The organism is Billgrantia lactosivorans, assembly GCF_003254665.1.
Lineage (GTDB): Bacteria > Pseudomonadota > Gammaproteobacteria > Pseudomonadales > Halomonadaceae > Halomonas > Halomonas lactosivorans.
The window spans coordinates 560,013-571,939 of the sequence record NZ_QHGY01000001.1; the positions used below are offsets into that span (position 1 = coordinate 560,013).

Genomic DNA, 11,927 nt, shown 5'->3' on the forward strand with positions numbered 1-11,927 from the left:
CCGGCAGGCAGCGTCAATGCACGCGGTCGCAATTGCGACCAAAGTTGCATGCATCCAGGCTCAGGAGATCACGCATGGCCCAGGATCGCGTCGAGGCCGTCGAGCGGGCGCTCACCGTACTGGAAGCGTTCGATGTCGATCGGGAAGCCCTTTCGCTCGCCGAACTCGCCCAGGCAACCGGCTTCTACAAGAGCACCCTGCTGCGCCTGCTGGGGTCGCTGGCCCGCTATGACTACGTGCAGCGCGCCCACGACGGTCGCTGGAGCCTGGGCAGCGCTCCCCTTCGCCTAGCCCGGCGCCACCCCCCAAGCCGTCAGCTGACCGCTCGTATCCAGCCGCTGCTCGAGCGACTGGCCGCCGCAACCGGCGAGACCGCTGCCCTGCTCGAGAACCACGGGCGCCAGGTCGAATGCCGGCTATCGGCCATGCCCAGCGTGGCGTTGCGCCACGAGCTGCGGCCGGGTAGCCAGTGGCCGCTGGCCACTGCCGACGACCCCCGTCCCGAGCTGCCTGGCGGCAAGATGCTGTTGCAGGCCCTGCCCGGCGTTCCCGGCGAGCCCAGGCGCTGGTTGAGCCTCTCCGGTCCGTCGAGCCGCCTCGATGCGCGAAGCGAGGCCGCGCTCGAAGCGGCGCGACAGGAGTTGACCGCCGTGGGGGAGGCGGAGGCCACGACATGAACCTGCTGCTCGTCGAGGACGATCACCTGCTGGCCGAGACCCTCCAGGACGCCCTGGCGCTCGAGGGCTACGGCGTGACGCACCTGGCCGACGGCGAGATCGCCCGCCGCCACCTGGAGTCCCCTCATCACGATCACGCGCTGATCCTGCTCGACCTCAACCTTCCCGGTGCCGGCGGGCTCGAGGTACTGGAGACGCTGCGCCGCCATGACCGCGACACGCCGGTGCTGATCCTCACCGCCCGTGGCGCGGTGGAGGATCGCGTGCGAGGCCTCGACCTGGGCGCCGACGACTACCTGGCCAAGCCCTTCTCGCTCGAGGAGCTCGAGGCCCGCGTGCGCGCGCTGCTGAGACGACGCGTGCGCGGCCAGGAGCTTCGCGTCGGCGCCCTGCACTTCGACGGCCTGGCACAGCGGTTCACGCTGGACGGCGAGACCTTGCCGCTGCCACCCCGGGAGCAGCGCCTGCTCGGCTGCCTGATGCGCCACGCCGGCCAGCCCGTCGACAAGGCACGCCTCGCCGAAGAGGCCTTCCAGGGAGAAGCCATGGGCGACAACGCCATCGAGGTCTACGTGCATCGGCTGCGCAAGCGGCTGGACGGTAGCGACGTCGCCCTGCGCACGGTGCGTGGGCTCGGCTACCTGCTGGAGGCGACGTGAAGCGCGGCGACAGCCTCTACCGCCGGCTGCTGGCCTGGCTGCTGATCCCGCTGCTGGCCCTGGGCGGCCTGATGGTGCTCCAGGCCTGGGTGGATGCGCGGCGTACCGCCGATCGCGCCTTCGACCGGCTGCTCGAGGCGGCCAGCCTGGCGATCGCCGAGCAGGTCCAGTGGCAGGACGACCGACTGTGGCTCGACCTCCCCCCGGCGGCGCTGGACATGCTCGCCACCGATGCCGATGAGCGCGTGTTCTACAGCCTGGTCGACCGCGAAGGGCGCTTCATCACCGGCAATGCCGAACTCCCCGGCGACGAACGCGCCGATGCCGAAGCCGGCGATACGCTGCTGTTTCGCGATGTCGACTGGCACGGCATGACGCTGCGCCAGGGCGTACGCCGCTCACGCCTGGAGGACTGGCGCCTGCGGGAGCGCTTCGAGGTTCGCGTGGCCCATAGCCGCGAGGGGCGCGATACGCTGACCTACGAACTGCTGCGCGCCAATCTCGCCTACATCCTGGCGATGGCCCTGGTCGCCATCGCGGTCCTGGTGGTGGCGATTCGCTCCGCCCTGGCACCGCTCACCCGGCTGCGGCGCGCCATTCGCGCTCGTGACCCGCGCACCCTGGCCCCCCTCGACCTGCCATTGCCGCGGGAACTGGCCGAACTGCGCGAGACCCTCAACGAACTGCTGGCGCGCATGAGGCGGGTACGCGCCAATCAGGAGCGCTTCATCGGCGACGCCTCGCACCAGCTACGCACGCCGCTGGCGGGACTCTCGGCGCGGGCCGAGCTGGCCCTGCGCCAGGACGATCCGGCGCGCTGGCGCGACGCCCTCAGCGCCATGCAGGCAACCAGCGCGCGCACCGCGCGGCTGGCCATGCAGCTGCTCTCGCTGACGCGGCTCGACAACCCCGAGTACCGCCCCGAACCGGCACCACTGGACCTCAACGATATCGCTCGCCAGGCGGTGCGCGACCACTGGGCGAGCTGTCACCGTCGCGGCATCGATCTCGGCGTGGAGTGTGCCCCGCACCCCGTCCGGGCCCAGGGCATCGACTGGCAGCTGCAGGAAGCGCTGAGCAACCTGATCGACAACGCCTGTCGCTACGGCGGCCGGCACATCACGTTGCGCACCCAGGCGCGGCCACCCCTCCTCGAAGTCGAGGACGACGGTCCCGGCATTCCCGAGTCGCGCCGCCTGCTGGTGCTGCGCCCCTTCCACCGCGGCGAGGAGGGGGGCGAAGGCTCCGGGCTCGGCCTGGCCATCGTCGACAGCATCGCCCGCGCCCATGGCGCCCGGCTCGAGCTGAGCCAGGGAGCGAACGGTCACGGCCTTGTCGTGCGCCTGCGCTTCAGCGAGGAGAACCCATGATACGGCCCCTGTCCTGGTTGCTGCTTGGCCTGTGGAGCCTGGCCGCCACGGCCGAGGAGACCCTGCACTACCCTGCCGACCCCGAGGCCGGGACGCCTCAGCAGCTGGTGATCCACGCCGCCCTGGACCTGCCGCAGGCACGCCCGCTGCTCGAGGCGTTCCATCGCCGTCACCCGCGGCTCGAGCTGTCCTACCGCAACCTGACGACCCTCGAGCTGCACCAGCGCTTCCTCGATGCCCCGGATGATGCCGACGTGGTGCTCTCTTCCGCCATGCCCTGGCAGTATCACCTGGCCAACGACGGCCACGCCCTGCCCCTCGAGAGCGACGCCGCGCGACGCTGGCCGGCCTGGGCGCAGTGGCGCGGCGAGCTGTTCGCCTTCACCTTCGAGCCCATCGTGATGGTGGTGCATCGCGAGCTGATCGAGCGCTTCGGCGAGGTACGCAGCCACGGCGACCTGCTCGCGCTGCTGGACGATCACGCCGAGGCGTTGGCCGGCCGCATCGTCACCTACGATCCGGTACGCAGCGGCGCCGGATACACCTACGCCATCGAGGAGTCGCGACTCTCGCCGCGCTACTGGGATCTGGTCTCGGCCCTGGGACGCGCACGCACGGTGCTCGTCGACACCACCGGGGAGATGCTCGAAGGGCTCGAACAGGGACGCTACCTGCTGGGCTACAACCTGCTCGGCAGCTACGTCCGCGACGCGGTGGCCGACAAGTCGGACCTGATAATGGTGGTTCCCGACGACTACGCGCTGGTCACCCAGCGTCTTGCCTTCATCCCGCGCCAGGCGCCGCATCCTGAAGCGGGCGCGCTGTTCATGGAATTCCTGCTCAGCGAAGAGGGCCAGCGGGTAATTGCCGAGCAGACCCATCTCGGCGCCATGCACCCCACCCTGTCCGGCCCGGGTACCGCCGATGCCCTGCGCGAGGAAGTCGGTGACGCGCTGCGCCCGATCGCGATCGGCCCGGGCCTGTTGGCGACGCTCGACCGGCTCAAGCGCGAAGCCCTACTGGCGCGCTGGCGACGCGAGTTCCAGCGCGAGGTGCCTTCGCAGCGCTAGGAGGTCGCTTCATTCAGGCGACAGCCGCACCTCCGTCACGCCCTGCCCGAGCATCCCGAGCTCTTCGGCCGCACGACGCGAGAGATCGATGACACGGCCGCGTACGAAGGGCCCACGGTCGTTGATGCGCACCACCGTCTCGCGGCCGTTGTCCAGCCGCGTCACCCGGACCCGGGTGCCGAATGGCAAGCTGCGGTGCGCCGCCGTGAGCGCGTTGCGATCGTGGGCTTCGCCACTGGCGGTGCGCCGGCCATGGTAACGGTCGGCATAGAACGAGGCCTGCCCCTGCTCGCCATGCCAGCCGGATGGCGTCGAGGCACGCTCGACCTGCCGGCCGTCGCGTCCAGCACAGCCAACCGTCAATGCGAGCAGCAGCAGGACCAGCATTGCCCGCGCCGAGCGCGGGGCGGAAGTTCCGGCACCGAACATGCAACGAACGCTCATCCCTGTCACCTCGATGTAGGCGTCCCCATCGGACCGGCCCGACATTAGCGCCAAGCCTTGCGGCAGGCAAGCGTTCAGCCCGCCAGCGTGCGTCGCAGCCTCGGGCTGGCCAGTTCGCCGATCAGGGTGACCAGGACCAACACGCCCAGCAACCACGGCCAGTGCACGCCGAATTCGAGCCGTGCGATGCCCAGCGCATCGACGAATATCACCAGGATGCCCAGCGGGCTCACGTAGCGCACCATGAACAGCCACAGCGCGTGCCAGGACGGTGCCAGGCCCAGCTCCTCGCGGAAAGTCTCGCTCTTCAGCACGAAGCCGGCCAGCAGCACCATGCCCAGGCCGCCCAGCGGCATCATCCAGCGCGAGGTGAGATAGTCGAGCCAATCGAAGAAGTGCCGGCCGGCCAGGGTCCAGTCGGCGCCGACGTTGAATGACAGCATCGCCAGGGTGCTCACCAGCCACAGCACGATCCCGGTACCCCACGCCGCGGTGCGCCGGGTGATGCCCTTGTTGTCGACCAGCCAGGAGACGGTGGCCTCGACCATGGAGATCGACGAGGTCAGCGCTGCCATCGAGAGCATGACGAAGAACAGGATGCCGAACAGCGTGCCCAGCGGCATCGCCTGGAACGCCAGCGGCAGGCTCATGAACAGCAACCCCGGCCCCCCCTCGGGGCTCATGCCGTTGGCGAAGATCACCGGGAAGATCGCCAGGCCGGCCATCAACGCCACCAGCGTATCGGCCGCCGCCACGCCGAGGGTGGTACGGGCGATGGAAGCGCCCGCCGGCAGGTAGCTGCCGTAGGTGAGAATGGCACCGGAAGCCAGCGACAGAGTGAAGAAGGCGTGGCCCAGCGCGGCCAGCATGCCCTCGCTGGAGAGGCTGCCGGCGTTGAACGAGAACAGAAAGCGCCACGCCTCGCCGAAGCCGCCCGAGAACACGCCGTAACCGATCAGGATCAGCAGCATGATGACCATGCCCGGCATCATCCAGCTCACGCTCTTCTCGATGCCCGCCTGCACGCCCTTGCCGACGATCAGCATGGTGGCGAGCGTCACCAGGGTGCTCCAGAAGCCGAGGTTGAACGGGTTCTCGTTGTTGGCGACGAAGATCGCCGCCATGTCATCGACACCCGACCCGGCCAGGCCACCGGTCAGCATCTTCCCCAGGTAGGCGAACGACCAGCCCGCCACCACCACGTAGAAGCACAGGATCATGAAGCCGCACAGCATCGCCATCCAGCCCAGCAGCGACCACGCCGAGGAGCGCCCAGATTCGCGGACCACGCGGCGCACCGCATCGATGGGGCTGCCGCGGCCGCGCCGGCCGAAGGCGATCTCGGTCATCATGACCGGCACACCCACCGCCAGGATGCACACCAGGTAGACCAGCACGAAGGCGCCCCCGCCGTGCTCGCCGGTCATGTAGGGGAACTTCCAGATATTGCCCAGGCCGACGGCGGAACCCGTCGCCGCCAGCACGAAGCCCCAGCGGCTGAGCCACTGGACGCGAGGTTGTTGCTCGGTCGTCATTAGGTCACCAGAGGAATGGAATTGTTATCCACCTTCACAATACCCAGGAAAATAGGAGTATTGTGAAGGAATTTGCTGGAAAATGGGAGCGAAGCGACTTTTTATTCTAATGGTTCCTACATGACAGTAGGAAAGCCATGATTTATGTCGCGAGCGAAGATAGGCTGGCCGCCGCCGGAGCGGAGCTGCCGGAGTGTAGCCTGCTGCATGAGGACAGCGACGGTCCGACGCATCGGCACCGCCGGCGGCCAGCTATTTTCATCAAGTGCGCGAGCGCAGCAATACATCATGCTTTCCTAGAGTACGCCGCGGCGCATCTGATCTTCCTCGATCGATTCGAACAGGGCCTTGAAGTTGCCCTCGCCGAAGCCGTCGTTGCCCTTGCGCTGGATGATCTCGAAGAAGATCGGGCCGATCACGGTCTCGGTGAAGATCTGCAGCAGCACCCCTTCATCGGGCCCGCCGTCGATCAGCAGGTTCAGCTCGCGCAGCTCCTCGACGTTCTCCTCGTGGTTGGGCACGCGCGCGTCGACCTTCTCGTAATAGGTATCCGGCGTGGAGAGGAACGTCACGCCGTTGTCGCGCAGCGCCCGCACCGTGGCGTAGATGTCGTCGGTGGCCATGGCCAGGTGCTGGATGCCCTCGCCGTTGTACTCGCGCAGGAATTCGGCGATCTGCGAGGCGTCGTCGGCCGACTCGTTGATAGGGATGTGCATCTTGCCGCACGGCGCGGTCATGGCACGGGAGTGCAGGCCGGTCTTCTTGCCCTTGATGTCGAAGTAGCGGTTCTCGCGGAAGTTGGCGATCTCGGTGTAGAAGTCCGCCCACTTGTCCATCTGGCCGCGGTCGACGTTGTGGGTCAGGTGGTCGAGCACCTTGAGCCCCACGCTGTTGTCGTTGCGCGAACGGCCGGGGATCGGCTCGAAGTCGATGTCATAGATGGTGCGTCCGTCGCTGTCGACCTTCTCGTCGACGAAGTAGAGCAGCGAGCCGCCGATGCCACGCACTGCGGGGATGCCCACCTCGCCAGGGCCCACCGGGTTCTCCACCGCCTCGGCACCGTGGGCCAGGGCATAGTCGAAGGCCTGTTTGGCGTCGGCCACCTTCCAGGCCATGGCGCAGGCGCAGGGGCCGTGCACTTCGGCGAACTTGGCGGCGTGGCTGCCGGGCTCGGCGTTGAGCACGAAGTTGACGTTCTCCTGCTGGAACAGGAACACCTGCTTGGAGCGGTGCCTGCGCGTCTCGGTGAAGCCCATGCGGCTGAAAAGGGCACGCAGCGCCTCGATGCCCTCGGCCGTGGGTGCGCTGTACTCGACGAACTCGAAGCCGTTGGTACCGATGGGGTTCTCTTGGCTGATCGGTGACACGGTCTTGGCGGGTGCGTTCATGCTGACCTCCAGGGGGATTTGCCGTTGTTATTTCGTGCAGTCATGGATGCCGAACTGGTGCCCCCAGCCTAGTGCCCACGCTTCCCCCTCGAAACGCCCCTTTACGGCCTGGAGCGTGGGCGGCGGAGCTCCGCCCTCTCCCTTATCGTAAGAAAAACCTTACAGCCCTTCGAACTCCATAAGATCGGCCTTTGTTGTGGCTCAAAACCCTGACACGGCGTAAAGAATGCTTTACGACTCTCGTCCCCATTACGGCATCATGGCGCCACTGGCCAACCTCCACGCCACCCAGGCCAGAATAGCGGCAATCATCAGGTCGATGGCGCGCCACACCCGCTCGCTCGCCAGCCGCGGCGCCAGCCAGCCCGCCGCCGCCACCAGGCCGAAGAACCAGCCGAACGAGGCCATTGCCGCGCCGATGAAGAAGCCCCACGGGCTTGGCTGTACCGCACCGATGGCGCCAAGCAGCACCACGGTTTCCAGATAGACCTGGGGATTGAACAGCGTCACGGCCAAGGTCGCGGCCAGGGCGCCGCGCCACGACGCCTGGGCGCGCTCCTCGGCCACCAGTGCATTGCATGTGGATGCCCGGCGCAGCGCCAGCCACGATTGCCAGGCGAGAAAGGCAGTGCCGGCCCATCGCGCCACCTCCATCAGCGTCCCTTGCTCGGCGATCAGCGCGCCCAGACCCAGCACCCCCAGCCCCACTAGCAACCAGTCACACAGCGCACAGACCGCGGCCACCAGCCAGGCATGCTGGCGCCGCAGCCCCTGCTGCAGTACGAAGGCGTTCTGCGCACCGATAGCGACGATCAGACCGGCGCAAACCAGCAGCCCATTGAACCAGGACAACCACATGGGGGACTTCTCCTTGGCGAATCGATGCAGACAAGGCTAAGCTCGGCGCAACAATAAGAGAAATGAATTGATCGACTAGGGGATAAGCTAAGCTAATGCTCGATTACAAGCTGCTCGAAGCGCTGGTGGCGGTCACCGATCAGGGCGGCTTCGAGCGCGCCGCTCGCCATCTGGGCCTGACACAATCGGCGGTATCCCAACGCATCAAGCTGCTCGAGGCGCGCCTGGGCCAGCCGGTGCTGGTGCGTAGCCCACGTCTTACGCCCACGCCGCTGGGGCGCAAGCTGCTCAACCACGCCCAGCAGGTTCGCCTGCTCGAGAGCGACCTGCTGGACGACATCCCGGCACTGGGCAGCGGCGAGCAGCGCCTGCGCCTGGCGATCAACGCCGATAGCCTGGCGACGTGGTGGCCGGAGGCGATCGGCCGCTTCTGCGAACGCCACACCGTACTGTTCGAGCTGGTGGTGGAGGATCAGGAGGTGGCGCTCAAGCGCATGCGCGACGGTGACGTGGCCGGCTGCATCTGCGACTCGCCGACGCCGGTTCAGGGCGCACGCAGTTATCCGCTGGGCAGCATGCGCTATCGCGCCCTGGCCAGCCCCGCCTTCGTGGCACGTCATTTTGCCGAGGGCGTGACGCCGGAGGCGCTGCGCCGGGCACCGGCCATCGTCTTCGGTCCCGACGATCGGCTGCAACATCGCTACCTGGCCATGCACGGGGTCGAACCGCCCTTCCCCCACCACCTCTGCCCTTCCTCGGAAGGCTTCGTCGGCCTGGCGCTAGCCGGGCTCGGCTATGGCATGGTGCCGGAGCGCCAGGCCGAGAGGGAATTGAGCGAAGGACGCCTGCTGGAGATCGACGCCGGCCCTCACCTGGCCGAAGGCCGGCTGGTCGATCTCTCGCCGGGCCGTGTCATCGACGTATCGCTCTACTGGCACCACTGGCGCCAGGGCGGCAAGGTGCTCGACGCCCTCACCGACCACCTGCTGCGCCTGGGCGATGCCTGGCTGGCGCCGCTGCCGACTTGAACGGCGTTGCGCTGCGGCGGATCAAGTGTTGCGCAGTTTGTCCTGCACGCTCGTGACCTTGTCGGCCATGGACTGTTCGCGGTCGGTGCGCGTGCCCAGCTTGATGGTGGTGGTAATGCGCGGCGCGCCCATCTCGTGGACCACCTCGTGGCAGCGCTTGACCACCGCCATCACCTCGTCCCATGGCCCCTCGATATTGGTTCCGTAGGCGTGCATCCGGTACTCGAGGCCCGAGGCCTCGATCACCCGCTGGCAGGCGGCGATCTGCGGCGAGACCGATACCCCCACCCCCAGCGGGACGACGCAGAGATCGATGATGACGTGCATGATGGTTACCCCCCTTCGACAGCATCAGACAAAACGACATCCATGGTAACGCAGAGCACGCCAATCGCCGTCAAACCTGAGGATAAAGCCGTCGGTCAGCCGGGAATGACTCACTAGTCAATGCTGCCTTGCTTGCATCTGGATGAAGAGGGTTGAGGAGAAAGTTCATGTTGTGGGGAACGATGGCGGAGGGCACTCGCAGCAGAAGCGACTCTCCCGCTTCAAGCCAAGCGTCCCCAAGGCGCCGTGTGATGTTCAGGTCATCACGCCATGTCGCATCCAGGTCGACCGTGGGTGCGCGACTCACGGCCTCGGAAGGAAGCTCCACTCGTAGCAGGGTGAATGCCTCGGGAAGTTCGTCTGGCTCCCCTTCCATATGCACCAGGATTTCCAGCAGGCAGATGGCCGGGCAATCGCCGAGGTAGACGATGGGTCTGCCCTTGTTGTGCCAACGCCCAGCCACCTTGGTACCGCCAACACCCGAGAGATCCTGAAACTGTGAGATCCGCCAGAGACTTTCCTTGGTCATGCGACGTACCCATGGCGCAGCTGCTCCAGTAGCTCCTCTACTGCCAGGTAGCCAGGGGTCGTCTTGGCGGCCTCGAAAGCATTTCGCCCGCCAAGGGCTCTGCGCGGCTTGTTCAGCCAGGTGGCCGCTTTTTCCTGGTTACCGAAAACATCCTCAGCCAGCACGACGATGCGGCTCACGCGATAAAGCCGATCGCCTTCATCGCTGTTCAACGGTTCAGACTTCTGCCGGCGGTGACGCAGTGTACGAGGGTTGATGATGCCCAGCCGGCCGGCATCGATGCCATGTTGGGCAAGCTTATCCAGAACCGAGAGAGGGATGCCAGACCGGATCAGCGCGTCCAGAGTGTCACCTTCGTGCCCTCCAAGGAGTTCCAGGACCTCCTCTTCAATGTCGCGCTCGTGCTCGCGTTCTTTTGTCAGCGCCTGCATGATCAGCCCTCCCGATGCGGCAATGTGCCTTCAGTGTACGGCAAAATGCCTATGCAGGCGAACTGCCGGGATGTGGAAGTGCGTTGGTTCGTCGGGAACGAACCTAGCCTCTTCATCTCGCTCGCCGATTTGTTCAGCGTCTCCTTAGAATTCGAACCAAGAGCTCTTCCAGTTGCCGGAGCGCTTCACTTTATGCTTATCGGAGTACCATTGGGGACGAGTGACCATATTTCCCGCATCTCCTGATTGGTAACCGCTATGCAGCCATCCGTCCAATCCCAGTAGCGGTGCAGCCTTCCCAGCCAACCCCAGCCGTTGAGTATGCCGTGAATCATGATGTTGCCGCCGGGGTCGACATCAAGCTCGCGCGCTACCGCTCGGTCATGTTCATTGGGATAGGAGACATGCAGTGAGAGGTGTCCAATCGAACGTGGGTTGCTCCCTACATAAGAGGAGCCCGGACATCAATTATTGCCAGAAGGTGCAAGGGATGCCATCGGTTTACTGTGAGATGCGCTCCATGAGTTCGCCCTGCACTGATGGTGCAAGCGCTTTGCCAGCCAATGCCTGAACCTCGTCGTCAGCGAGCCACTCCTGATCGAGCCCATGTTGCCAATCTCCAGCGGTGCGCTGCCCTGCCTTTCCCGTCAAGGCATCGAGGGGATGACAAGTACCCGATTCCAGGGCAGCGAGCATGGGACCGAACAGTGCGGAAAGCGCCAGCTCAGGCAGGAAGTGACGCAATCGCCGATAGATACGCAGCCCTTCAGGGTCGAGATCGCCCCAGTAAGTGGGGCAAGGTAGGCGCAGCAGGTCAGCCAGGGTGACACCGGCCGTTCCCTGACCGACCAACTGCACCCTGTCTTCATTATTATTCAAGGCGTTAGCCAGTGAGAGGCCGTAACCGAACGTGCAGATCAAGGCCAGGCGCTTGCCACACCCCACGCGGCAGGCCTGACTGAAACTCTGCGCGTTCTCGATCAGCAAGAGTCCCTCGGGCTGCTCGGGCACGCTGGCCAGCAGCCAGGTCTCGGCCGCCTGGAAGCTGTCCGGCTCGATACCGAACGAGCGTACCAGCTCGGTGGGCAGCGTCTCGAGCAGCTTGCTGCTTCCCAGCAGGTAGCGCGCGCTGGCTACGTAGGGGCTCAGTTGATAAGCGCCCGGCAGATCGTCGGCCAACCGCCTGAGGCCATCGGCCAAGGCCAGTTGATCCTCGATGCTCCAGTCACCGAGCGGCCCTTCCTGCGCCCGCCGCCACACCGAGTGCTGCCCAGACTCCAAACCAAGCCGAGGGTCCAATGCGGGAGACGCCGACATCAGGGCTTCCCTGCGCGCAACCGACAACTCGACTTTCACCGGCAACTTCGCACGAGGCGAGAGCAGGACACCCGCCGGAAGAGCGATGAGCTCGGCTCGCCCCAACTCCTCCAGTACCTGCCAGGCGTGCAGTTCCGTCTGGCAGATGCCCTTTTGCTGAAGTAGCCTGATCAGGGTAAATGAGCGCCACCCTTTACCTTTTCCGGCTCGTGAGTAGACGCGCTGCCACTCTTCTTCGAGCCAGGCCAGGGACTCCCTGGCCGACTCGCCCAGTATAAGAGTGGCATCGCGCAT

14 protein-coding genes are annotated in these 11,927 nt (G+C 66.0%); 5 read left to right on the forward strand and 9 right to left on the reverse strand.

Translation table 11 applies throughout. From position 1 onward, the window contains the following. The first annotated feature begins 74 nt into the window (after positions 1 to 74). Genes DIS04_RS02475 through DIS04_RS02490 form a run of 4 tightly spaced genes read left to right on the forward strand, consistent with a single transcriptional unit; the run spans position 75 to position 3,776 of the window. Positions 75 to 677, forward strand: coding sequence for an IclR family transcriptional regulator (locus DIS04_RS02475; protein ID WP_111412131.1), 603 nt, complete (start codon positions 75 to 77; stop codon positions 675 to 677). After that, positions 674 to 1,336: a response regulator transcription factor gene (locus DIS04_RS02480; RefSeq protein WP_111412132.1), complete on the forward strand. Its 663-nt coding sequence runs from the start codon at positions 674 to 676 to the stop codon at positions 1,334 to 1,336. The genes DIS04_RS02475 and DIS04_RS02480 overlap by 4 nt, the downstream gene beginning before the upstream one ends. Beyond that, positions 1,333 to 2,706 (forward strand): sensor histidine kinase, encoded by a 1,374-nt coding sequence (locus DIS04_RS02485; RefSeq protein WP_111412133.1) that lies wholly within the window; start codon positions 1,333 to 1,335, stop codon positions 2,704 to 2,706. The genes DIS04_RS02480 and DIS04_RS02485 overlap by 4 nt, the downstream gene beginning before the upstream one ends. After that, the gene (locus DIS04_RS02490) at positions 2,703 to 3,776 is read left to right on the forward strand and encodes an ABC transporter substrate-binding protein (protein ID WP_111412134.1); all 1,074 of its coding nucleotides are present in this window, start codon (positions 2,703 to 2,705) and stop codon (positions 3,774 to 3,776) included. The genes DIS04_RS02485 and DIS04_RS02490 overlap by 4 nt, the downstream gene beginning before the upstream one ends. 9 nt (positions 3,777 to 3,785) lie before the next feature. On the opposite strand, the gene DIS04_RS02495 is transcribed toward DIS04_RS02490, so the two are convergent. The 4 genes from DIS04_RS02495 to DIS04_RS02510 form a co-directional block, all read right to left on the reverse strand. Then, the gene (locus tag DIS04_RS02495; RefSeq protein WP_245904459.1) at positions 3,786 to 4,220 is read right to left on the reverse strand and encodes a septal ring lytic transglycosylase RlpA family protein; all 435 of its coding nucleotides are present in this window, start codon (positions 4,218 to 4,220) and stop codon (positions 3,786 to 3,788) included. Positions 4,221 to 4,294: 74 nt separating this feature from the next. Continuing rightward, positions 4,295 to 5,755 carry a sodium-dependent transporter gene (locus tag DIS04_RS02500; protein WP_111412136.1) on the reverse strand — a complete coding sequence of 487 codons (1,461 nt, stop codon included), beginning with the start codon at positions 5,753 to 5,755 and terminating at the stop codon, positions 4,295 to 4,297. Positions 5,756 to 6,051: 296 nt separating this feature from the next. Beyond that, a complete protein-coding gene (gene hppD / locus DIS04_RS02505) occupies positions 6,052 to 7,143 on the reverse strand; it encodes a 4-hydroxyphenylpyruvate dioxygenase (protein WP_111412137.1) in 1,092 nt (363 codons plus the stop codon). A gap of 249 nt (positions 7,144 to 7,392) precedes the next feature. Then, complete coding sequence (locus DIS04_RS02510; RefSeq protein WP_111412138.1) at positions 7,393 to 8,001, reverse strand: LysE/ArgO family amino acid transporter; 609 nt, start codon at positions 7,999 to 8,001, stop codon at positions 7,393 to 7,395. A gap of 95 nt (positions 8,002 to 8,096) precedes the next feature. Here DIS04_RS02510 and DIS04_RS02515 point away from each other — a divergent pair, with 95 nt between their 5' ends. Further along, positions 8,097 to 9,029, forward strand: coding sequence for a LysR family transcriptional regulator ArgP (locus DIS04_RS02515; protein ID WP_111412139.1), 933 nt, complete (start codon positions 8,097 to 8,099; stop codon positions 9,027 to 9,029). Positions 9,030 to 9,050: 21 nt separating this feature from the next. Here the strand turns inward: DIS04_RS02515 and DIS04_RS02520 are convergent, their stop codons facing one another. The 5 genes from DIS04_RS02520 to DIS04_RS02540 all read right to left on the reverse strand — a co-directional run bounded on the left by DIS04_RS02520 (position 9,051) and on the right by DIS04_RS02540 (position 11,927). Further along, entirely contained in the window at positions 9,051 to 9,356 is a 306-nt protein-coding gene (locus tag DIS04_RS02520; protein WP_111412140.1) for an MTH1187 family thiamine-binding protein, read from the reverse strand. A gap of 70 nt (positions 9,357 to 9,426) precedes the next feature. After that, a complete protein-coding gene (locus tag DIS04_RS02525; RefSeq protein ID WP_111412141.1) occupies positions 9,427 to 9,885 on the reverse strand; it encodes an RES family NAD+ phosphorylase in 459 nt (152 codons plus the stop codon). Then, positions 9,882 to 10,316, reverse strand: coding sequence for an antitoxin Xre/MbcA/ParS toxin-binding domain-containing protein (locus DIS04_RS02530; RefSeq protein ID WP_111412142.1), 435 nt, complete (start codon positions 10,314 to 10,316; stop codon positions 9,882 to 9,884). Before DIS04_RS02530 ends, DIS04_RS02525 begins: the two co-directional genes overlap by 4 nt. A 185-nt stretch (positions 10,317 to 10,501) precedes the next feature. Next, positions 10,502 to 10,741, reverse strand: coding sequence for a L,D-transpeptidase family protein (locus DIS04_RS20700; protein WP_340148163.1), 240 nt, complete (start codon positions 10,739 to 10,741; stop codon positions 10,502 to 10,504). Positions 10,742 to 10,817: 76 nt separating this feature from the next. Then, positions 10,818 to 11,927 carry a Wadjet anti-phage system protein JetD domain-containing protein gene (locus DIS04_RS02540; RefSeq protein WP_111412143.1) on the reverse strand — a complete coding sequence of 370 codons (1,110 nt, stop codon included), beginning with the start codon at positions 11,925 to 11,927 and terminating at the stop codon, positions 10,818 to 10,820.

Bases quoted from the DNA above. Each gene is read 5' to 3' on its own strand.
- DIS04_RS02515 (WP_111412139.1), top strand. From the start codon at position 8,097: ATGCTCGATTACAAGCTGCTCGAAGCGCTGGTGGCGGTCACCGATCAG.
- DIS04_RS02475 (WP_111412131.1), top strand. From the start codon at position 75: ATGGCCCAGGATCGCGTCGAGGCCGTCGAGCGGGCGCTCACCGTACTG.
- DIS04_RS02490 (WP_111412134.1), top strand. From the start codon at position 2,703: ATGATACGGCCCCTGTCCTGGTTGCTGCTTGGCCTGTGGAGCCTGGCC.
- DIS04_RS02525 (WP_111412141.1), bottom strand. From the start codon at position 9,885: ATGACCAAGGAAAGTCTCTGGCGGATCTCACAGTTTCAGGATCTCTCG.
- DIS04_RS02540 (WP_111412143.1), bottom strand. From the start codon at position 11,927: ATGCGCGATGCCACTCTTATACTGGGCGAGTCGGCCAGGGAGTCCCTG.
- DIS04_RS02495 (WP_245904459.1), bottom strand. From the start codon at position 4,220: ATGAGCGTTCGTTGCATGTTCGGTGCCGGAACTTCCGCCCCGCGCTCG.
- DIS04_RS02500 (WP_111412136.1), bottom strand. From the start codon at position 5,755: ATGACGACCGAGCAACAACCTCGCGTCCAGTGGCTCAGCCGCTGGGGC.
- hppD (WP_111412137.1), bottom strand. From the start codon at position 7,143: ATGAACGCACCCGCCAAGACCGTGTCACCGATCAGCCAAGAGAACCCC.
- DIS04_RS02520 (WP_111412140.1), bottom strand. From the start codon at position 9,356: ATGCACGTCATCATCGATCTCTGCGTCGTCCCGCTGGGGGTGGGGGTA.
- DIS04_RS02480 (WP_111412132.1), top strand. From the start codon at position 674: ATGAACCTGCTGCTCGTCGAGGACGATCACCTGCTGGCCGAGACCCTC.
- DIS04_RS02530 (WP_111412142.1), bottom strand. From the start codon at position 10,316: ATGCAGGCGCTGACAAAAGAACGCGAGCACGAGCGCGACATTGAAGAG.
- DIS04_RS02510 (WP_111412138.1), bottom strand. From the start codon at position 8,001: ATGTGGTTGTCCTGGTTCAATGGGCTGCTGGTTTGCGCCGGTCTGATC.